This is a genomic window from Asticcacaulis solisilvae (assembly GCF_052327315.1).
Lineage (GTDB): Bacteria > Pseudomonadota > Alphaproteobacteria > Caulobacterales > Caulobacteraceae > Asticcacaulis > Asticcacaulis solisilvae_B.
Genome location: NZ_CP166196.1, coordinates 2,100,096 through 2,121,904 on the forward strand (window position 1 = coordinate 2,100,096; position 21,809 = coordinate 2,121,904).

Below are 21,809 nucleotides of genomic sequence, written 5' to 3' on the forward strand. Positions count from 1 at the left end.
GCGCGGGCCTGTGGTCAAGTGCGTCACATCGCGTATAATGATGGATGTGATGTAATTGATGATGGTTTGTGATGGTCACCATATCCGATATCGCCAAGGCGACGCGGCATTCGACGGCGACGGTGGATCGCGTGTTAAACAACCGCCCCGGTGTGCGTGAAGATACGCGGGCGGTCATCCTCAAGGCCGCTGCCGATCTGAAATATGCGCGCGCGCCGGCGGGGGGAAGCCTGGACTTCATCCTGCCGCGGGCGGGCGGTTTCATGCGCGTTCTGGCCGGGCATATCGAGGCGATGGCGGCGCAGGGCGAGCCGCGGCGGCCGGTCAATGTCCACTTCGTCGACTATGACGCGCCCGACCGCATCGCGGCCCTGCTGGAATCGTTGCGCGACCGGTCGGCGGGCGTGGGGCTGGTGGCCCTGGACCACGTTCTTATCCGCGAGGCGCTGAAGGGGCTGATCCGGCGGAACCTGCCGGTCGTGACCCTGCTGACCGACATATCGAGCCTGCCGCACCAGGGCTATATCGGCATCGACAACCGCCTGGCCGGGCGGCTGGCGGGGCATCTGACCGGCCGCTTTTTGGCGGTGGCGCCGGCCCGCGTCGCGCTGTTTACCGGTTCGCGCGCCTATCGCGGCCACGAGGAGCGCGAGATGGGCTTCCGCAGCATCGTGCGCGAGGCCTTTCCGCACCTCCAGATCCCGGAGGCCCTCGAGATATCCGAGAACGAGCAGGCGGGCTTTGAGGCCGCCCGGGCGCTGCTGGCCGAGGCTCCGGACGTGGCGGCCATCTATAATGTCGGTGCGGGCACCGCCGGAATCGCCCGGGCGCTGGAGGCCGTTCCGCCCGCGCGCAAGCCGGTCTTCGTGGCGCACGACCTCAGCCACGATACGCGTCCTCACCTGTTGTCGGGGACGCTGGACGTTGTCATCGACCAGAATGCGGAACTGACGGTCGAACGGGCCCTGGCTCGCCTGCGCAGCGCCATCGGCCAGCAGATGCTGGGCGTCTGTCCCGTGATGGATGCGCGAATAATTTTCCGCGACAATATCCCCGGCAGCTAAGGCCTTTCATTGTCGTATTTGATGCGATTGTTCGCAAAATGATGGCCTGTCTGATGGATCGGTCAGAAGTGAGGCTTGTCAATTTTTCGGCCTGATCTAGCCTTTGGGTGTCCCCGCTTGTTCGGCGCGGTCCATGCGCGCAAAGGCCACTGACCCCTTCCGCGCATCGCGCCCGAGGACTCCCGACTTGAAGCGGGACGGGCCGGTAAACGCCCGGCCTGTCCCGCTTCCATTTTCTGTTGGGTGTGAGGACAATTCCAACCGCAGTCACATTGGAGGTGACAGCGGTTGGCAAGGGCGACCGCCCGCCGCCGCTGATGCGGCGAGCCATGCGGCGTTTGAGCTACATTAAAGACCGGGGCGTGACCCCGGCGGGATCACAGGGGCATCATGCCGAGCGACGCCATAAGAACAGCGGCCACCGCCGCGCCCCGGATCAATCTGGGCTATATCGTACTTGTTGCTGTCGCGGCCGCCCTGGGCGGGCTGATGTTCGGCTTCGACGTGGCCATCATCACGGGCGCGGGGCCCTTCATCGAGGCGCGGTTCGGCCTCGATGCGCTGGGCCTGGGCGTGGCCTTCAGCGCGCTTCTGTTCGGTTGCGGGCTTGGGGCGGCGGCGTCCGGCCTGCTGGTCGACCGGATCGGCCGCAAGGCGCTGATGATCGCCGTTGCCGTGGCGTTCGGCGTTACCACCGTGCTGACCGGACTGGCGCCTGGTTTTGCCGCCTTCGTTGCCGCGCGCTTCCTGGGCGGGCTGGCGGTGGGTGCGGTATCGCTGGTCGCGCCGATGTACGTGTCGGAAATCACGCCGGCGCGTTTGCGCGGCCGGATGGGGGCGCTGTACCAGATGGCCATCGTCACCGGCATCCTGGTGTCGTACCTGATCAATTACGCCCTTCGCGACTTCGGGCCGGACGCGTGGCGCTACATGTTCTTCACCGGCGCGGTGCCGGCCCTGCTGTACCTGCTGCTGGTCATGACGGTGCCGGAAAGCCCGCGTTTCCTTGTACAGAAGGGCCGCGACACCGAGGCGGCGTTTATCCTGGACCGCATCGGCGGGGCGGACGGCGCGTCGGCGGTCACCGAAATCCGGGCTTCCCTTGCACAGGGCAAGGGATCGTGGCTGGACCTGTTCCACCGCGATGTGCGCGCGCCGCTGGCCATCGGCTTCGTGCTGGCCATCCTGATCCACCTGAGTGGAATCAACACCGTGATCGACTATGCGCCGACCATTTTCAAATCGGCCGGGTTCACGCTGGATGCGGCGCTGTTTTCGACCTTCATCGTCGGGGGCGCCAATTTCGTCTTCACCCTGCTGTCGTTCTGGATCATCGACCGCGTCGGGCGGCGGGGCCTTTACATCTGGGGATCGCTGGGCATGGCGGCGGCGCTGCTGGGTCTGGTGGCGGCGGTTCTGACCGGGCACTTCTACGGTGTGACTGTGCTGGGGCTGATCGTCCTGTACCTGCTGTTCTTCGCCGCCTGTATCGGGCCGGTCTTCTGGACGCTGCTGCCGGAAATCTTTCCCAACGGCGTGCGCGGCCGGGCGATGACCGTGCCGGTGCTGACGCAGTGGGTGGCCAATGCCGTCGTCGTGCTGCTGTTCCCCGGCGTCTTTCATGCCGTAGGCCAGGCGGCGACCTTCGGACTGCTGGCGGCGGCGTGCCTGGCCCAGGCCGTCTTCGCGCTGGTCTTCGTGCCGGAGACGCGCAACCGCTCGCTTGAAGAGATTGCCGCCCGCTGGGCCGGCCCCCGTCAATAAGGAATACGACCATGTCCGTTACCCGCCTTCACCCCGAACAGATCGACGCCTATCGCGAAGACGGTTTCCTGCTGCTGCCGGGCTTTTTCGACGCGGAGCTGATCGAAGCCCTGCGCGCCATGGCGACCGCCGACCGCGTGCTGGACCAGGCGGCGTTCGGCCGGGCGGACGGCGAGGGCGGCACGGTGCGGCTGTCGCTGTGGAACCATCCGACCGATACGCTGTACGGCGCGATCGCGCGCAGCGCCTCGATGGTCGGGATCATCGAACAGCTGCTGGGTGACGAGGCCTATCACTACCATTCGAAGATGGTGATGAAGGACGCCCTGACCGGCGGGGCGTGGGCGTGGCACCAGGACTACGGCTACTGGTACCAGAACGGCGTGCTCAGGCCCGACCTGTGCAGCGCCTTTATCGCCATCGACCCGTGCACGCGCGAAAACGGCTGTCTGCAGGTGATCAAGGGGTCGCATCAGCTGGGGCGGCTGGACCACCAGGTCACGGGCGCGCAGGCCGGGATCGACCCGGAACGGCTGGCGGCGATCGAGGCGCGGCTGGAGACGGTCCACGTCGTCATGGCGCCGGGTGACCTGCTGCTGTTCCATCCCAATACGCTGCACCGTTCGGACCAGAACCGGTCTGAGCATCCGCGCTGGTCGCTGATCTGCTGCTACAACGCGGCGGCGAACAGCCCGTACAAGGAGAGCCATCATCCGGCCTATACCAAGCTCGGCAAGATCGACGATGCCGACATCATGAGCTTTGCCGGCAAGCGCTTTTCCGAGGCGGACCGCGGGGCGCTGATGGACGGCGGCGACGATCGCTCCGTGCAGGCGCTGGAGGTTTAGGCGTGGCGGACGGCGTATCGCGGCTGCGGCTGGTGCTCAATACCTGGACGATTTGCAATCTGCCGGATTTTTCGGCTGGGCCGCTTGGGCTGGATGGCGACGCGACGGTCGAGGCCGTGCGGGCGGCGGGGTACGAAGGCCTTCAGATGGAGGCGGACGATCCTCTGCTGAAGCCCGGTCTCAGGGCGGGCCTGCACATGTCGGCAACCGGGCGGGTGCTGGCGCCGGTCGATGCGCGGGCCATCTGTGCGCACCACGCCGACCTGGGCTTTGCGATGACGACGCTGCATGTGGGAACGGGGTTCGAAGATCAAGTGTCCGGCATGCGGTTGATGGCTGCTGTGGTCGAGGCCTCGGCGAAAACGGGCTATCCGCTGATCGTCGAGACGCACCGCGCCACGTTGACGCAGGACCCGCGCCGGACGCTCGATTTCGTCGCGGCCCTGCCGGGGCTGCGGCTCAATGCCGATTTTTCGCATTGGTACTGCGGTGTCGAGATGCCGTACGGCGATTTCGACGCCAAGCTGGATTGGCTTTCGCCGGTCTTCGGGCGCACGGCCTATGTGCACGGCCGCATGGCGGATTCGAGTTGCATGCAGGTGCCGGTGGCTGGGCCCGATGCGACGAATACAAGGCATTTCCATGAGATGTGGCGGCGGGCCTTTCGCGGGTTTCTGGACGCTGCCGGACCTAATGAGCGCCTGTGTTTCGCGCCGGAGCTGCTGCCCAATGCCGCGGTGTTGAAGGGGCAGCGCGTCGAAATCAATTATGCGCGGATGAAGGCCGGGCCGAACGGCTGTATCGAGGACAGCGACCGGTGGCTGGAGGGCTTGGCCCTGTGCCGGCTGGCGCAGGACGCGTTCGCGGCGGCAGAAACCGAAAACTAAAAAAGGGAGACGGGCTATGGGTATGAACGGGATTTCGCGGCGGTCGCTGATGGCTGCAATGGGCGCTATGGCGGTGGCGGGGCCGGCCCTGGCGGCGAAGGGCGACGGCGGGCTGGCGTCTGCGTCGGCGCTGGGCGGGTGGATCGAGGACGGCCGGGGATTGCCGGCCTATCGTTTCACGGCGGGCCTGCCGGTGAAGACGCTCGACGCAGGCGGACAGCCTTACCCGCTCGATCCCGATCCGTTTTTCATCCTGGGCAATTACCGGCTGACCGTCTTTCCGAAGGCCAGCGGGCTTTACCGGCTGGTCAGCGGCGAGCGCGGCTGGACGCGGCTGAACGAGCCGTTTGGTGAGGCGGCGCAGAACGCCGCGCGGCTTGAGATCACGCGCGGCGGGCAGACGCGGTCGCACGACCTTGTCGGGCTCGACGGCGTGTGCGCCGACGCCATACGCGCGCGGCGCGACTTCGGCTGCGGCTATGCGCGCTACGCCCTTACGCCCGAAGACGGCATTGCCGTAGTGCGCACGCTTAGCGTCAAGCCGTCGGGCGACTCAGGGATGGGCGATACCGAGATGGGCGATCCGGCGATGGCGATCGTGGTCACCGTGACCAATACCGGGCGGTCGGCGTGTGATTTTCGCTATACCGAAAGCGTCCTGTCGCACGTGGCGCTGGGGATCGAACTGGGGCAGCCGGAAGGCGCGCGGACGGTGCGGTTCGTCAACCGCATAGACAGCGACGCGGCGCGTGGTCTTGTCGTTTCGCACGCCACGGCGCAATCGGACGAGCCGGGTGTCCTGCGCGGGCGCGGCGACGCCAATCGCTACAACCTTTTTCCGGCGTCGCTGGCCCTGATCGGGCGCGGGGCGGTGCCGGGCAGCCGGGCGCTGTCGCCGGGCGCGGCGTGGCTGGACACCACGGTGACGGGGCGGCTGAAGGCGGGCGAAAGCCGGACGATGACATTCGTGGTGGGCCTGTGTCCCGACCAGGATACGGCGGCGTTGCAGGCCTTTTCCGCCGGGTTGGGCGCGGGGGAGGACGGCGTTCATTTCGGTGGCGAGTGGCAGGCGGCGCTGGTTAAGTTCCGCACGCTGGCCGATCCCGTCCTCCGCCGCGAGCTGACCTGGAACAGCCATGCCCTGCTGGCCATGGCGACCTATAACAGCTTCTACGGCGAGACCTTTATTCCGCAGGGCATGACCTACGATTATCAGATGGACCTGACGGCGGCGCCGCGCGACCATCTGCAGCACGCCATGGCGGCGGCGTGCTTCCGGCCAGCGCTGGCCAAGTCGACCATCCGCTATGTGTTGAGCAAGATGACGGTCGATGGCGAGATCAAGTACACGGATTTCGGTTTCGGCATGACGTCTAACAGCGCGTGGAACACGTCTGACCAGCAATTGTACCTGTTCCAGGGCGTCGGCGAATATCTGCGGCTGACGGGTGACCACGCGTTTCTCGACGAGGCGACGCATTACCTGCCGCATCAGGCGGGGCTGAAGGGCACGGTGCTGGAGAAGCTGGAGCGCGCCATGACGTACCTACGCGAGGAGGTCTCGACGGGGCCGCACGGCCTGGTGCGGCTGATGAATTCCGACTGGAGCGACATGGTGTTCGCCGACCGTTCGGTGCTCCGGTACTTCTGGACGGCGGAATCGCACATGAACAGCGCCATGGTGCTGGCGGTCGTGCCAGAGCTGAAGCGGCAGGTCGCGGCCTATGGCGGGGCGCAGGCGGAAACAGCAAAGCGGCTGGGGAGCAGCCTTCAGCGCTATCACGACCGCATCGAAAAAGCGTTTTATGCCGACCTGGGGACGCGGACCTTTTCGCGGCGTCTCTATTTCGACGGCGCGACGCCGTTCGGCGACGACAATATGCATATCGAGCCGCAATCCCTGCTGCTGCAGGCGGCGTCGTTTCCGGTCGAGCGTAAGCGCGTCCTGTGGGCTGAGGTCCAGGCGCGGATACTCAAGGGCGAAGTGGTCGGGCCGCGCCAGCGCCAGACGCCGGTTACCGGCGGGCTGGTCGATCCCTTTGTCAGCGAAAACGGCGGGTTCTGGTTCTCGCTGGCCGGCCAGATGATTTCGGGGCTTTCGACCTTCGACCGCGACGCGGGGCTGGCCATGCTGCGCATGATGACCTTCGATAATTTCGCGAAGCATTATCCGGGCTACTGGACGGGACTGTGGTCGGGACCGGATACGATCAATGCCGTGCCGTCGGGCGCGATCGCGGGATTGCCGCGGCCGGACAATGGCGGCACGTGGACGACGTTTGCGTCGTACTGCGCGCACGCCCATGCCTGGCCGATCTATGCCTGGACGCGGCTGAGCGAAGGGTAGGCGGGAGGGCCCTTTTCCTGATACCGATTACATGGCATGAACGGCGCACGGGAGTCGTTCCGGCGCCGCGACAGAGGGATAAGTCTCCGGCCGCGCCAGTATCAGGAAAAGGGAATACGTCATGTCGAAGCGTTTTTTGCCGTCGCTATGTGTTAGCGCTATCATGCTGGCGGGCGGGGCGCAGGCCGAGGTTCCCAAGGCATCGACCGTGCCGCCGGCCACCACAGGCGAAGGCCATGCCGACGCGCCGCTGTGGGCCGTGACCCCGCATCCCGGCAACGGCAAGGGCGCCTTTGCGACCGGGCATTACCGCAACCTGTTCGCAGAGCGGCTGGGTCACAGCTCAGCCGAGGTCCACGCCAAGGTCGAGGCGGCCTTCCAGCAGTTGTTCCACGGCGACGGCCAGGAGCAGCGCGTTTATTTCGAGACCGGCGCCAACGCCAATGGCGAACTGGGCTACGTCACCGACTGGGCCAATAACGACGTGCGCACCGAAGGCATGAGCTACGGCATGATGATCGCCGTGCAGCTTGGCAAGAAACGCGAGTTCGACGCCCTGTGGAACTGGTCGAAGACCTATATGCAGACGACCGACCCGAAGAGCCCGGAATACGGCTATTTCGCCTGGTCGATGAATACGGACGGCACGCCACGCGCCACGGGGGCCGCGCCCGACGGCGAGGAATATTACGTCATGGCGCTGATGTTCGCGGCGCACCGCTGGGGCAACGGCAAGGGGATCTATAACTACCAGGCCGAGGCCGACAAGATCCTGAAGGGCATGCGCCATCGCGCCGTGATGACGGCTACGACGCCGTTGCGTATCCATCCGGGCGATGCGCCGTTTGTCTACCCCGACACGCCTTGGCCGAGCCCGAACAGCCGGGCCCAGGAGGCCGCTGCAAAGGCGGCCGGCAAGCCGTGGCCGCCCTATCATTTCGACAATAAGCCGCGGTCTGTGACGGTCGGTCCGATGGTCGACGACGCGCATTACATGATCCGCTTCGTGCCGGAAACCGAGGTGCCGGGGACGGACGCGTCGTATCATCTGCCGGGCTTTTACGAGCTGTGGGCGCGCTGGGGCCCCCGCGAGGACCGGGCCTTCTGGGCCAGGGCCGCCGATGTCAGCCGCGACTTTTTCCCGAAGGTGGTGGGGCCGAAGACCGGCCTGTCGCCCGACCGCAGCCATTTCGACGCCTCGACCATGATGACGCGCGACGGTCAGCCCGACCCGTTCGGCTATGACAGCTGGCGCACGGTGTCGAACTGGTCTGTCGATTTCAACTGGTGGGGCAAGGACCCGCGTGAGACCGAGCTGGCCGATCGGGTGCAGGGTTTCCTGTACGGGCAGGGGATCGATACATTCGCCGATCGCTATACGCTGGATGGGCAGCCGCTTTCGGACCGGCATTCGGCGGGCATGGTGGCCGCGGCCGCGGTCGGCAGCCTGGCCGCGACGCCCGGGCCGGTGTCGGACGCCTTCGTCAAGGCGCTGTGGGACATGCCGGTGCCGTCGGGCGAGCAGCGCTATTTCGACGGCATGCTGTACCTGTTCAGCCTGATGCATGTCAGCGGCGAGTACCGGGTGATCGAGGCGAAGAGGAAGTAGGTTTTCCGATCTTGCTTGTTTATCGCAAGTTTATGTGGCCCGTGGGCAATGTGCCACTTTGGCGGTGAGCCTGCGCGCCCGGGTTGACGGGAGAACGCGGTTCTGCCTATAAGCCGCGTTCCACCATTTGGTTGAGGTTGTAACATGACGGACGATAGCCAGTTTCGGGAGCGCTGCTAGCTTCGCGTCCGCATAGACGCGGGGTTCACGCGTCTCCCTCATCAGCGCGGTGTCGCCGGACCGTTCCGGAGACCGCGTCCTTTTTCCTTAAAACCGGTCGATAGCCACGCCCATCGCCGCGTTTCCGCGCGTTCGGTGGGTGTTTAAGCCTGCGCAGTGCTGCGTCAGGCTGCGCTGTCGGCTGCCCGAAAACTCCCGAATAGAGCGAGGCCCATATGACCCGCAAACTCAGAAACATAGGCATCATCGCCCACGTCGACGCCGGCAAGACCACCTTGACCGAACGTATCCTGTTCAACACCGGCCGGATTCACCGCGTGGGCGACGTCCATGACGGCAATACCGAGACCGACCACCACGCTTTGGAGAAGAAGCACGGCATCACCATTTCGTCGGCGGCGGTGTCTTGCGAATGGCAAGGGATCGAGATCACCATCATCGATACGCCGGGCCACGTCGATTTCACCATCGAGGTCGAGCGGTCTTTGCGCGTACTCGACGGTGCGGTCGCGGCTTTTTCCGCCGTGGCGGGCGTCGAGCCGCAATCCGAAACCGTATGGCGCCAGGCGGACCGTTTCCACGTGCCGCGCATCGCGTTCATCAACAAGATGGACCAGATGGGCGCCGACTTCGGACGCACGGTGGCGATGATCGGCGAACGGCTGGGCGCCAGGCCGCTGGTGCTCCAGCTGCCGCTGGGCGCCGAGGGAGCGTTCCAAGGCGTGGTCGATCTGGTCGCCATGCAGGCGCTTGTGTGGGACGGCCCGGTACCGGTCGTCTCGGCCGTGCCCGAGGCGATGCTGGACGAAGCCGTCATGGCGCGGGCGCGGCTGGTCGAGGCGCTTGCCGAGGACGACGAGGCGGTGCTTGAGGCCTGGGCCGGCGGGGGCGAGGTGGAGGCGGCGCTTTTACGCGCCGCCATCCGCCGCGGCTGCGTGGCCGGGCGTTTCACGCCCGTGCTGTGCGGCTCGGCCTACCGCAATGCTGGCGTCCAGCCGCTGCTCGACGCAATCTGCGCCTATGCGCCCGCCCCGGAAGACCGGCCGGCGGTCGAAGGCACCGATCCGGGGAGCGGCGCGTCTCAGACGCGGCAGCCGTCGGCCGATGCGCCGTTTTCGGCCCTGGTGTCGAAGGTGGTGGCGTCGCGCTACGGCGCGCTGGCGATCGTCCGCGTCTATTCGGGGCGGATCGCGCCGGGCGACGCGGTCTGCCTGTCCGATACTGGGCGGAGCGAGCGCGTCGGCCGGGCCTTACGCGTCCAGGCCGGGTCGGAAACCGAGGTGGCCGAAGCGGTGGCGGGCGATGTCGTTGCCCTGGTGGGCCTGAAGTCCGCCCGGGCAGGCATGACGCTGAGCGACCCGAGGCATCCGATCGTGCTCAGCGGCTTTGTCGTGCCGGATCCCGTGATCTCGGTGGCGATCGAGCCGAAGGCACGCGGCGATCAGGACCGCTTCCGCCGGGCGCTCGACACCCTGGCGCGCAGCGATCCGTCTCTGCGCGTCTCGACCGAGGCGGAGACGGGGCGCACCGTCGTCGCCGGCATGGGTGAACTGCACCTGCAGATCTGCGTCGAGACGCTGAAGGAGGATTTCGGCGTCGAGGCGGTGATCGGGGCGCCGCAGGTCGCCTATCGCGCGGTGGCGTCGCGGCGGGCGGAGGTCGACCATACCCTGCGCAAGCAGAATGGCGGCACCGGCCTGTTCGCCCGGGTGAAGCTGGCGGTCGCACCGCGGGCCGGTGACGAGGCGGGGCTTTTGTTCCGCGATGCCACGGTCGGCGGCGCCGTGCCGAAGGACTTCGTGCCTTCGGTGGAGCGCGGTATCGCCGCGGCGATGACGGACGGCGGGCCTTATGGCTGGCCGGTTCTCGGTTTGGAAGCCACGCTGCTCGACGGCGCCTTCCACGCCAAGGACAGCTCTGGCCCGGCCTTCGAGATGGCGGCGCGCGAGGCTTTCCGCATCGCTTTTGCGGATAGCGAGCCCGTGCTGCTGGAGCCGCTGATGCGCGTCACCGTGACGGTGCCCGCCGACTATCTGGGCGCGGTCATCGGCGATCTGCAAAGGCGGCGCGGCCTGGTGGCCGAGACAGTGGCCGGGGCTGCGGCGCATGAGGTCGTGGCCATGGTGCCGCTCGGTGAGCTGTTCGGCTATGTCGGCGCCTTGCGGTCGATGTCGCAGGGGCGGGGCAGTTTCCATATGGTTTTCGAGCGGTATGCGCCGTTGCCGAAGGCCCTGTGGGACCGGGCGGGTTAAACCCGTGAGAGGGGCGGGAGGTCGAAAGGCTTTCCGTCCTTCTTTTTGAGTTTGCGGCTTCGACGGAAAGAGCCCCGCCCACCGCCTGACGGCGGTCCTCCATCCCCGCAAGCAGGGAGGGCGAAGGCAATGCAAATGAGGTAGACTGACCTTGAAACGCGCAACAAGGAAGGCTAAACACCGCGCCCCTCTCCAGACACGCGGTTCCCATGTCCCAGGCCTATTGCGGTATCGATTTCGGCACGTCCAATTCGGCGGTGTGCGCAGGCCTGGGCGACGAGGTGCGGCTGGTGCCGGTCGAAGGCCAGGCGGTGACGATGCCGTCAGCCATCTTCTTCAACGAGGAAACGCATGGCGTCGCGTTCGGGCGGCAGGCGATCGCCGAATATCTCGACCATTATGATGGCCGCCTGATGCGCGCGCTGAAGTCGATCCTGGGGTCGAGCCTGATCGGCGAAACGACGCAGGTCGGATCGAAGCGCAAGGATTTCCGCGCCATCATCGGCATCTATATCGCCGAGCTGAAGCGCCGGGCCGAAGGCTTCATGGGGCAAAAGGTAGAGCGCGTGGTGCTGGGGCGGCCGGTGCGCTTCGTCGACGGCGACGACGTGGCCGATGCGCGCGCCGAAAACGAACTGCGCGCCATCGCCGAAGCGCAAGGCTTCCGCGAGATCGCTTTCGAATACGAACCGTTGGCGGCGGCGCGCGACTACCGCGCCGGGCTGAATACGGCCGAGACCGTGCTGGTCGTCGATATCGGCGGCGGTACGTCCGACTTTTCGGTCGTGGAGTTGCGGCCGGGCCAGGACGACAGGATTCTGGGCAATGGCGGCTGCCATATCGGAGGGACCGACTTCGATACGCGGCTGAGCCTGGCCACGGTCATGCGCGATTTGGGTTTCCGCAGCCGATACAAGAGCGGGCTGGAAATGCCGGGGCTCTATTATCATCAGCTGTCGACCTGGCACCTGATCAACTTCCTTTATACGCAAAAGACGATCATCGGTGTGCGTCAGATGCACCATATGGCCGAGGACCGCAGCCTGACGGAGCGGCTTTTGACGGTGATCGAGACGAGGGCCGGGCACCAGATCGCCGCCGCCGTCGAAGGCGCCAAGATCGCCCTGTCGGATGCTGAAACGGCGCGCATCGACCTGACCGGCGTCGAGGCCGGCTGGGTGCACGAGGTCGCGCGCCCGACCCTGATCGAGGCTGTGGCGGCCGATGTGCAGCGCGTGGCCGATACGGCGCTTGACACGGTACAAAGGGCGGGGCTTGAGCCGGATGCCGTGGGGACGCTGTTCCTGACGGGCGGATCGACCGCGCTGCCGGGCTTCGAGGCGGCCATACGGGCGGTCTTCCCCAAGGCGCGGGTGCATTACGGTGATCGGTTTTCCTCGGTGGCCAGCGGTTTGGGCATCGCGGCGAAGGCGGCGTACGGCGCCACCTAAATCGCAAGCGCTCTTGCGCATCTCCAAAATTGCCGTAAAGGTTGAGAGGGCGATTTTGTTGCACGGGCGCAGGGAATATGCTGGGGCCAAGACCTAGGCACAGACTTTTCGGTATCCGCACCGAAAAGCTTTTCGAATGGTTCGTTATCCTGGCCGTCGTCGCGGGGATCGTGTTTACCGGCGTGTCGGCGCTGCGGCTGGTCACCACGCGGCTGACCTCGGTCGACGACTCGGTGCAACTGCTGCGGGCGCGCGGGCCGTGCCAGTACCCGCAGACGGACCACGGTCCCGCCGATCGCGCGGAGGCCCTGGTCTGCCTTGAGCAGGAAACGGTCTATCGCCGCTATGTCGGCCTGGAGTTGGCGATCCAGAGCCGGCTGTGGACGCGCTACTATGCCTGCGTCGCGGGCTTCATGCTCATATCCGTGGGCGCTGTCTTCATTATCATGAAGGTCCGCGAAAAGCCGTTCAACGTCTCGGCGGGGGGGCAGGTGGCTTCGGTGTCCCTACAGAGCGCGTCGCCGGGGCTGGGCTTGAGCCTGTTGGGGACGCTCCTGCTGGTGGTGTCGGTGTCGATACCAGGAGAGGCCGCGACGTCGGACGAGCCCGCATATCTTTCCGAGAAGTTCCAGGCGCCCGACGCCGACGGCGCCGCGCGCAGCAGCATGGCCGCCTCCGTCGCGGCACTTACCGGGGATCTCCCGCCTTTGAAGCCGCACGCGAAGAAAGAACACCATTGATGAAGCCCGCCATATTTTTCACGACGGTTTCGCTGTTGGCGGTGTTGGGGCTGGTTTCGCCCGTGCACGCCGGGACCCCGTTCGATCGCGCGCGCGCCGAATGGGAGAACGGGCGTTTCGACGCCGCCTACACGCAGTTCCGCGACATCCGCAATAGCAGGAGCGCCTTCGCCCTGACGCTGGATACCGGCTATTATCTTCTGACCTCGGGCTGCCATACTTCGGACCCCGCGGTCGTGCAAAACACGCAGCAGCGTATCGCCATCGTCGCCAGGGATGAGCAGAGCAAGACACCGGGCGCGGTGATGTGGACGCAGGCCTTCGAGCGCGAGCTGGCCAACTGCGTCGCTGGCAGAAGACCCGGCCCGCCGCCCCCGGACATAGTCCTGTCCGGCGGGGCGCACGTCCGCCCCAGCTATACCGGACCGGGCCTGATGGCGATCTACAAGTCTCCGGGCGGCGAGCCGCTGGACTACGGCATGCCGGGACTGGGCACGGCGCCGCAGGAGATAGGGGCTGGCCTGCCGGACGAGGTGCTGAAGCTGAAGCGATCGGACCGCACGCTGGCGCAGCAGACTCTGGACCGCGTTTTCCCCGGCAAAACCCGGATCGGAAAGCACGTGGTCCTGATCCGCGCCTCCGATACGGTCAGCGACTACGACCTGGACGGCGCGGGGCAGGAGATCGACCGCTTCACCGCCCAGCTGGTGTCGAGTTTCGGCCTGCCGGAGCCGGACACCTACTTCTTCGTCATCGTCTATCCCGCTGCCAATTACGAGACGCCGGACCCCGACGGGCCCCTGCCGGGCTTCCCCGCGAGCGACCGGGTGCTGGGCGTGTCCGATACCCGGACCGGCACCGCCTTCGTGCTGGAAAGAGGCAAGCTGACGGGAACGGCCTTTCATGAGGTCACCCACCTTTTCCTCGACGCCGCCATGGGACCGGAGATTCCGGAGTGGCTGTCCGAAGGGGTCGCCAGCCTGTACGAGCAAACGCGGTTGGTGGACGGGCAGTATCGTGGCGATCCCAATTATCGCGGCATCTGGCTCAAGTGCCGGCCGGCCAGGGCCGACAGCGTCCGGACCCTGGTGACGGCTGGATGGTATCTCGACGGCGCCCTGGCGGACGGCGAGGCCGGTGGCGTGCAGGCCGAGGCCGAGGCGGCGGGCATCCGCAATGCCGGCGAGCGCTACCTGGCGCGCTATCTGCAGGAACGTGGTTTGCTGGAGCAGGTCGTCCGCTACTATGTGAACCTGCGCGAAGCTCCGGACGGGACGTGGCCACTGGACACGGCGGCGGGCCGCATCAAGGCGTTCGAAGCGGCGAGCGGGCGCAGCATGGCCGACCTCGACACCGACTACCTGGCGTGGTGGCAGGCCGACGTCAAAAAGGGGACCGGGACGCTGCCCGCCCTTTTCAAAACGGGCTTTGCGCCGAAGTATGGCTGCCTGGCGCCGTTCGATCCCTACTTCCACCCGGACATCAAAAAGTCTGGCAAGGCTGCCAGGAGCGGCGGCAGTCACCGGCGGTCCGCGCGGAATAGGCGGCACGCGCATTGACGAAGGCGGCCGGCCAGCGCAGTGTTACCCGAAACAAGGGAGCAGGGCGTCATGCCGGGTGGAATTTTCGGCCTTTTGCGAATGGGCATTCTGGGCTTTGGCGCATTGATGGCGGTCATCATGGCGGGCGCCGGTGTGGTGCAATATCCGAAGGCTGCCAGCGAGTTGTCGGAATTCCGTAAGGACCCCGGCTGCGCGGCGGGTTTTGCGGCCACCGTCGCCGGGCGATGCCGGGTCGTCGATGCCGTGGCGCTGACGGTCACGCCGGCGATCAATTCGAGCAAGAGCGCCGGGCAGTCGCGCGCCAATGTGCGGTTCCCCGACCAGCATAACGAAATCGTCTACCTTGACGGGCCGTCGGCCGACGACTTCGCGCACGCCGTCTATCCCGGCGATCCCGTCAAGGTCCAGATGTTCGGCGGGCAGGCGGTGGCGATCGAGGGCCGCGATATCGTCGCCGGCACCACCTTGTCGCCCTCGGTCCGGGAGGCTTCGGCGCGCACGATGCCGATCGTCGGCGCCGTCATGCTGGTGGTCATCGGCGTGGTTTGGTGGGTTTTCGGCCGGCGGCGCTTCATCCGCTAGGGCATAGGGAACTTGGCGAAGCCGCGTTCGGTGATGCGGCCCAGGTGCGCGCGATAGGCGTCGTAGGCGCCGTCGCCCGGCAGGATGCGGCCGAAGACGCCGGGCGTGCTGGCCACCGGGATCAGGGCGATGGGCACCGACACCGGCATCAGCTGCGTGCCCATGCCTGCGTGCAGCGTGGCCAGAAGCCCGTACATTTCCCCGCCGATCAAAGGCCGGCCGAGGATGGCCAGGCGCAACTGACCGTCCGTATTGGTGTGCAGGTAGACGTGGCCCGACTTGTTGGGCACCGACACGACGCCGCGCTGCGAGAAGGGCGCGTCCTGGCGTTCGGCCTCGCGGAAGGCCAGGCAGCCTTGCGGGCCGTCCCAGGTGATCAGGGTGCGGTAGGCGAAAATGGCGTCGGCGATCTCGAACGACGGGCGCAGCGTCAGGTAGTCGCCTTCCAGCCATTTGACGGCTTCGGACGTGTAGGCGCCGAGGCTGACCGCCAGCGACGGCGCAGGTGCGGCGGGGTGCGCATCGGCATCGTCGCCGCGCAGGCGCTGATCCAGCGCCGATTCCAGGCGGACGACGGTGGCCAGCGTAAAGGGACGGCTGCCGTTCAGCGCCTTTTCCAGGGTCGACAGGCTGATGCGGGCAAGGTCGGCCAGGCCCTGGCGCGACAGGCGGCGGCGCGCCAGTTCTTCGCGTACGCGCACGGCGATGGCGGCGCTTACCTCGGGCGAAAGATCCGCTGATTTCAGGTCCGTCATATCCCCTCGCATACCGGTGCGTACATTTGCGCACATTACCCGGTTGCGGCCGGACAATAAAGACCGATCCATACGCTAACGCCCGGAATCTGCGAAAGATATCCTTGGACCTGTCGGACGTTCCGGGGGGAACGGCCGGCTTGCATCCCAAGTGCAAAAACCCGATTGGGGAGCGCGGTCCGGGGTGGGTCATAGACAGGATTTGGACGTTTCGAAAGCCCCGGGCGTCCTTACCCTTATGTCCTTGAGGACCGCGCTTACTTTTTGCCTTGGTGGATGGCCATTGCCGCTGGTATCGTGAAATCGTCGCCCATGCACCCGATGTCATAATCGGGTGGTAAGCTCAGGCCGCGGCGAGGGGGATTTCATGCGCGCTTTTACATATCTTTGCGGTCTGGCGGCCGGTCTTGCCATGGCTTTTCCGGTGATGGCACAGGATGCATCCAAGCCTGAACCGGATGTGGCGCATACGCCCCAGGCCGTGATCGCCAGCAACGGCCTTGCCGGCAACGAACGCCTTGATTTCGGAATCTCCGTCGGCGACGCCCTGAGTCTGGGCGCCTATTACCCGCGTCCGGCGCTGCTGGCGCGGCATGGCGGCACGGTTCGGCTGACGTGCGACTGGGACGACAAGGGCGCCGTCACCGCATGCAAAATTAAGGAAGAGACGCCGGCGGGCGAGGGTTTCGGCGATGCAGCCCTGGCCCTGGCCAGGGCAAAGGCTCATGTGTATGCGCGCAAGGTCATGGCGGCGGGGAGCGGCATTCGCCTGACATTGAATTTCCAGGCGGCGCCGTCGCCGTGCGACTATGCCGACGCGCTGATCAAGGATGCTCCGGTCAAATGCGCCAGTTTCGTGACGCTTTGGGCAATGCAGTCCTTCTATCCGGCGCGGGCGCAGGAAAATGAAGTCGAAGGCAGCGGTGTCGTCGACTGCACCGTCACGGGTGAAGACGGCCATGTCGCTTGCGTGGCCGCCAGCGAAACGCCCGTCGGCTATGGCTTCGGCGAGATGTCGGCCAAGACGATGACGCGTTATTTGCGTGTCACGGCGCGCCAGCCGGGGACGGCCATTGCCGGAACGACGCTGCGCCTGACCGTGACGTACCGGCTGAGCTAGGCGCTGCCCGCACGGGCTCCGGACAAATGCGCACGCGTCTGGCCGTGACGGACAGATTTGACCGATCTGTACGCTAACGCATGGAAAATATTAAATATATTCATTGTGTGCCGGCCGCTGAGGGGCGGCCGGCTTGCACATAGAGTGCAAAGCGGTCCGGGGAAGCCGCAACGATGACGCAAGTGTCCGAGGCCCCGGACATCGTCGCCGGTGCGGTGGGGATCGTCAGTACCTTTCCTGCGTAGCCGTCATACTGCGTACGATTTTCAGCACTTGGGATTTTGAAAGACTTTTAAGGGCGGCTGGGGTCCGTTTCGCCAAGGCGGAACGGGCCCCATGTTATTTTCAGATGTCATTTCAGAGCTTTTGCGCGGGCGCTGGATCCGAGGCGGCTTCGTCGAGCAGGTTGTGCCCGGCCCGGCGGGGAATTCCACGGCCAGGTGTCCCGCCGGTTGTCACGTCAATCCTACATTTCCATGACATCCTGAGGCGTGTGCCGTTAGCGCGTGTAAGCACAAATCTGGAGAAATTTGCGACCCTGGGTGATCGATAATATCCAGGGTACAACAAAGGGGCGACAGAAATGGCTGGGAATTCAAAGGGCTCTTCGGGAGGACGCCTGTCTCTGATCGGGGGCATAATCGCCTTCATAGGCACGGTGATCAGCAACCGGCTGAACGGGATCTATTACGAGACCTTCCTGAAACGGAGCACGTTCGAGGCGGAATACAAGAAGCTTGTCGAACACAAGTATCACCACTTCATCGAGATCCGCAGCCAGCAGCCGACGACGCGCAACATCAAGCAGTACGTCGACCTGCTGAAGGACGAGGACAAGTGGCGCGAGTTCGAGACCGCCAAGATGAACAAGTATTTCGAGGACAAGATCGAGCTGTTTCCGTTCGGCGGCGGAACCGGCGACGCGGTCGGCCTGGACAAGCCCGAGGACTTCTTCCTGATCCAGATGGAGATGGTGCGGCGCCGCTTTCCGGGCGGGGATGTCGAAGGCGATATCGGGGACAACGATATCCGCAAGCTGATCAGCTGCCTGCGCTACGTTTTCCGGCACAACTATTTCGCATTGATCTGGGCACGCCGCGGCTGGGCGCTGTCGGGGGTCGCCGGCGCCGTGGTGTTGTCCGCGGCGTTGCTGGGTTTCATGATCTGGTTGCGGAGCCAGCCGGCGGCCAGTGTCGGTGAGCCGGTCCTGACCGGGTTCTGCGTCGTCCTTGGGGGATTGGGCCTGTGCTTTGGTTTCCTGACCTATACGATCGCCCGCAAGTTCAAGGAGCTTACGGACGAATATACGGAGACGGTACGGCACTCGTGCAACGTGCTGGCGCGGGCGCTGGAGATGCGCATCCAGAATATCGCGGCGACCATTCCGCTGATCTTCAACGAAATCGACAAGGCGCGCTTCGACTACGACAACAAGGAGGTGCGCGATCTGTGGCCGGAAGAGGTCAAGAAGTGGTCGAAACTGGCTTTCTGGATGGCGGCGCGCGTCGAGCATATCGAGCTGTTCCTGCAGGCGCAGATGTGGCGCATCCGGCGCATCCACTATGGCGCCAAGTCGGTCGCCGTCCTGGTGTCGTGGTTGCTGCTGCTGTTGTCGGCGCCGGCGCTTGTGCTCATTTTTGCAGCGATGGTCTGGTCGATGCCGATGCCGGATGTCCATGCCCTTGGCCGGGTGGACATTATCGGGCTGCTGTCGGCGGCGAGCGTGGCGATCCTGACCCTGGCCTCGGTGCTTTTGTCCATCCAGTCGTACAAGGCGCGGACGCCGGATATCGACCTGATCGAAAAGACCATCCAGACCAACAAGATGCCGCGCAATCACGATGTTAAGCTGTACGACGAGGTCGCGCGTTTCCTTTATCGCGAGAAGAAGGCGCTGCTCAACGAAGAGGACAAGCTGAGCGGCAAGAAGCCGTAGTCAGAAATTGAAGTCGGGCAGGAGCGAGAGGGCCTCGTTAAGTGCCTTGCTCCATTCGCGCGAGACACGGTTGAAATAGGGATCGTCGCGTTCGAAGCGGCGCTTTTCGCTGATGCGGTGTTCGTTGGCCGGGATGACGCGCAGGTCGATCGGCAGGTCGACGCCGGCATTGGCGCGGATGGTCGAGTCGAACGAGACGCACAGAAGCTTTACGGCGGCTTCGAACGTCATGGCGCGGTCGAGCGCGCGCACCAGCATGGGGCGGCCGTACTTGGTCTCGCCAGACTGGAAGAAGGGGTTGTCGTCGCCGGCCTCGATGAAGTTGCCTTCGGGGTAGATGAGGAAGAGGCGGGGGGCCTCGGTCCCGACCTGGCCGCCGAGAATGAAGGTGGCGCCGAAAGGCGAGGCTGAGGGCGGGATAAGCGGCGAGATGCTGGTGACGACTTCCCGCAGCGTATTGCCGACGACGGTGGCGGCCTGGAACATCGAGTGGGCGGTCAGGATCGAGGGTGACAGCGGATCGGCGGCGTGGGCGCGTTCGTCGAGCAGGCTTGCGACCGTCTGCGTGGTGGCGAGGTTGCCGGCGGACAGGAGCACGATGGCGCGGTCGCCGGGAACTTCCCAGGAATTGACCTTGAGCACCTGGGAGATGTCGTCGACCCCGGCGTTCGATCGTGTGTCCGACATGAAGACGAGGCCGCGGTCGAGTTTCAGCGCTACGCAGTAGGTCATGGGAGGTCCTTGCCGTATGGATTCGCAACCTACCGCGCAAAGGTTGGCAATTCATGACGCGGTTGCGGTAAATGCCATGCTGGACCGCGGGCGGGAAGACGGCTATCGTAGGCCGAAGACGCCAGTGCGAGGTTGCCATGCCGGTCGAGAACGAGCGCAAGTACGTGCTGTCCCCTGGTTTCGATGCCGGCCGGTTGAAGGGCTGGCAGGCCCTGGAAATCCGCCAGTGCTACATGGACGACGGCCCGCGCATCCGTCAGATCGGCGCCGACTTCATCTTCACCTACAAGAAATGGGCGCCGCACGCCGGCGAGCTGGTCGAGATCGAGACGCCGATTTCGCGCGATGATTTCGAGCTGTTGTGGCCGCTGCGCGTCCAGTCGGTGCAGAAGACCCGCCACGTCAAGGTGATCGGCGACGAGGAATGGGTGGTCGATTTCCTGCGCGACGATGCGGGTGACGTCTATTTCGTGCTGGCCGAGGTCGAGCTGCCGCGCTTCCAGGCCCAGCCCGAGGCGGTGCCGGACGAGATCGCGGCCTATGTGCTGCACGCGGTCGCCGCCGACGACAATCGTTTCACCAACAAGAAGCTGTCGGATCGTGAGTATGCGCTGCGGCTGCTGGCCAGCGTGCCGGCGGCGGTGGGGTAGTTTTTGTATCTCCCCATGCTTTGCACGGGGAGGTGCAAGGCGCAGAGCTTAGAGGTTCAGGAAAAGGCCTTCCTGTGACTCTTCCGGGATTTCGACGATCGACAGGCTTTCCTCGAAGTCGGTCAGCAGGTCGGCGAATTCCTCGGCCGTCATGGCGTTCATGCGGTTGACCTGGCCCATGCGGTAGCGCCAGAACGAGCCGATGTGGCTGAGGATGCCCAGGTTTTCACCGAGCTCGAAGAAGTGCGCCGGGCCCGCCAGCAGGAAGTTGCGGAACGGCACCGGATTGCGGTCCATGACCAGGGCGTTGTAGGCCGTGTCGTAGATCGACAGGCAGGCCGTCAGGTTCGAAATGGCGGCGAAGATCCGTTTGACCAGGCGCGGGCGCAATTCGGCCAGGTACTTCTGGATATCCTTGTCGAGCGTGAAGGCCGTGCGGTATTTCATGATACCGTCCATGACCGCGCTCAGTTCGTCCTGGAGCTCGAGGTGGCGCCACTTGAAATACAGGAAGCCGCGCCACGAAAAGATGCCGTCGGAAAACTCGGTTTCCGACAGGCGAAGCACCATGCGCAGGGGATCGAGTTCGGCGTCGAGTTCGTCCGACAGGATCTTGCCGGTCAGCTTCATCGCGCCGTGCTTCACGGCGGTGCCGAAGGCCGTGGCCACAAGGCTTTCGATCTCGGTATTGGCAAACCCGATCATCCGGGCGATGTCGGCGGGTGTGATGTGCAGGTAGCAGGCCGCCGGCTTATGGCCCCGGCGCGCCAGGTGTTCGCGCACCAGGAAGGGATCGAGCGAAGGCAGTTCGTCGAGCGCTTCCAGCACCTCGATATCCGTATGCGACGACAGGTTGTCGGAATTGTAGAGGTGGCGCAGGAAGGTCCGGTACCCGGTCTGGCCGATCATGATCGACTGGCCGCCCAGCTTGAGGTCGGACGGGTCGAAGGGCAGGATGATCTTGGTGACGGTGCGGCGCGCCCGGGTGAACAGCATCCGTTCGTTGGCGCGCACGGTGTGCTTCAGGATGATGGCCTTGTTCATCTGCCGGTTCTGGAAGAACGGCTTGGAATTGTACTCGGCTTCGTGGCCGCTGGTCCGGTAGACATGGCCCAGGTTAAGGACGCGCGAGGTCGCGGCGCTGTCGCTCAGGTTGGCCAGGCTTCGCACCTCTTTCGGTGATGGCGCCCTTTCGTTTCCGGTTTGCATTTTGCCCCTTCCCCAAGCAGCACGTTCTGCGTGTATGAGGAATAGGCAATCCCGATTAAAAACGCATTAACGCTGTTACGCGAAGACGCATGATCTGCGGTTTTATGACACCGTATCCACA

General features: G+C 65.1%; 17 protein-coding genes. 14 read left to right on the plus strand and 3 right to left on the minus strand.

Translation table 11 applies throughout. From position 1 onward, the window contains the following. The first annotated feature begins 71 nt into the window (after nucleotides 1-71). From AB8717_RS09875 to AB8717_RS09925, 11 genes are all read left to right on the plus strand, one after another. Nucleotides 72-1,064, plus strand: coding sequence for a LacI family DNA-binding transcriptional regulator (locus AB8717_RS09875; protein ID WP_443747163.1), 993 nt, complete (start codon nucleotides 72-74; stop codon nucleotides 1,062-1,064). Between the two features lie 390 nt (nucleotides 1,065-1,454). Next, entirely contained in the window at nucleotides 1,455-2,828 is a 1,374-nt protein-coding gene (locus AB8717_RS09880; RefSeq protein ID WP_443747164.1) for a sugar porter family MFS transporter, read from the plus strand. An 11-nt stretch (nucleotides 2,829-2,839) separates the two neighbouring features. Beyond that, on the plus strand, nucleotides 2,840-3,676 hold the full coding sequence (locus AB8717_RS09885) for a phytanoyl-CoA dioxygenase family protein (RefSeq protein WP_443747165.1): 837 nt from the start codon (nucleotides 2,840-2,842) through the stop codon (nucleotides 3,674-3,676). A gap of 2 nt (nucleotides 3,677-3,678) precedes the next feature. Then, a complete protein-coding gene (locus tag AB8717_RS09890) occupies nucleotides 3,679-4,563 on the plus strand; it encodes a hypothetical protein (RefSeq protein ID WP_443747166.1) in 885 nt (294 codons plus the stop codon). Nucleotides 4,564-4,585: 22 nt separating this feature from the next. Continuing rightward, on the plus strand, nucleotides 4,586-6,910 hold the full coding sequence (locus AB8717_RS09895; protein ID WP_443747167.1) for a GH36-type glycosyl hydrolase domain-containing protein: 2,325 nt from the start codon (nucleotides 4,586-4,588) through the stop codon (nucleotides 6,908-6,910). A 121-nt stretch (nucleotides 6,911-7,031) separates the two neighbouring features. Continuing rightward, nucleotides 7,032-8,519, plus strand: coding sequence for a glycosyl hydrolase family 8 (locus tag AB8717_RS09900; RefSeq protein WP_443747168.1), 1,488 nt, complete (start codon nucleotides 7,032-7,034; stop codon nucleotides 8,517-8,519). 395 nt (nucleotides 8,520-8,914) lie between these two features. After that, complete coding sequence (gene fusA, locus AB8717_RS09905; protein ID WP_443747169.1) at nucleotides 8,915-10,951, plus strand: elongation factor G; 2,037 nt, start codon at nucleotides 8,915-8,917, stop codon at nucleotides 10,949-10,951. Between the two features lie 209 nt (nucleotides 10,952-11,160). Continuing rightward, nucleotides 11,161-12,402, plus strand: coding sequence for an Hsp70 family protein (locus tag AB8717_RS09910; RefSeq protein ID WP_443747170.1), 1,242 nt, complete (start codon nucleotides 11,161-11,163; stop codon nucleotides 12,400-12,402). Nucleotides 12,403-12,479: 77 nt separating this feature from the next. Next, a complete protein-coding gene (locus AB8717_RS09915; RefSeq protein WP_443747171.1) occupies nucleotides 12,480-13,142 on the plus strand; it encodes a hypothetical protein in 663 nt (220 codons plus the stop codon). Next, on the plus strand, nucleotides 13,142-14,701 hold the full coding sequence (locus AB8717_RS09920; RefSeq protein WP_443747172.1) for a hypothetical protein: 1,560 nt from the start codon (nucleotides 13,142-13,144) through the stop codon (nucleotides 14,699-14,701). The genes AB8717_RS09915 and AB8717_RS09920 overlap by 1 nt, the downstream gene beginning before the upstream one ends. Before the next feature lie 51 nt (nucleotides 14,702-14,752). After that, on the plus strand, nucleotides 14,753-15,286 hold the full coding sequence (locus tag AB8717_RS09925; protein ID WP_443747173.1) for a hypothetical protein: 534 nt from the start codon (nucleotides 14,753-14,755) through the stop codon (nucleotides 15,284-15,286). On the opposite strand, the gene AB8717_RS09930 is transcribed toward AB8717_RS09925, so the two are convergent. After that, nucleotides 15,283-16,041, minus strand: coding sequence for a helix-turn-helix domain-containing protein (locus AB8717_RS09930; protein ID WP_443747174.1), 759 nt, complete (start codon nucleotides 16,039-16,041; stop codon nucleotides 15,283-15,285). The genes AB8717_RS09925 and AB8717_RS09930 overlap by 4 nt on opposite strands. Before the next feature lie 367 nt (nucleotides 16,042-16,408). Between AB8717_RS09930 and AB8717_RS09935 the strand changes: the two genes are divergently transcribed. Next, a complete protein-coding gene (locus tag AB8717_RS09935; protein ID WP_443747175.1) occupies nucleotides 16,409-17,161 on the plus strand; it encodes a TonB family protein in 753 nt (250 codons plus the stop codon). Nucleotides 17,162-17,744: 583 nt separating this feature from the next. Then, on the plus strand, nucleotides 17,745-19,097 hold the full coding sequence (locus tag AB8717_RS09940) for a hypothetical protein (RefSeq protein WP_443747176.1): 1,353 nt from the start codon (nucleotides 17,745-17,747) through the stop codon (nucleotides 19,095-19,097). Here the strand turns inward: AB8717_RS09940 and AB8717_RS09945 are convergent, their stop codons facing one another. Continuing rightward, on the minus strand, nucleotides 19,098-19,829 hold the full coding sequence (locus AB8717_RS09945) for a peptidase (RefSeq protein ID WP_443747177.1): 732 nt from the start codon (nucleotides 19,827-19,829) through the stop codon (nucleotides 19,098-19,100). It lies immediately after the preceding gene. A 137-nt stretch (nucleotides 19,830-19,966) separates the two neighbouring features. Here AB8717_RS09945 and AB8717_RS09950 point away from each other — a divergent pair, with 137 nt between their 5' ends. Continuing rightward, a complete protein-coding gene (locus AB8717_RS09950; protein WP_443747178.1) occupies nucleotides 19,967-20,479 on the plus strand; it encodes a hypothetical protein in 513 nt (170 codons plus the stop codon). Between the two features lie 48 nt (nucleotides 20,480-20,527). On the opposite strand, the gene AB8717_RS09955 is transcribed toward AB8717_RS09950, so the two are convergent. After that, a complete protein-coding gene (locus AB8717_RS09955) occupies nucleotides 20,528-21,688 on the minus strand; it encodes a hypothetical protein (protein ID WP_443747179.1) in 1,161 nt (386 codons plus the stop codon). Nucleotides 21,689-21,809 lie beyond the last annotated feature (121 nt).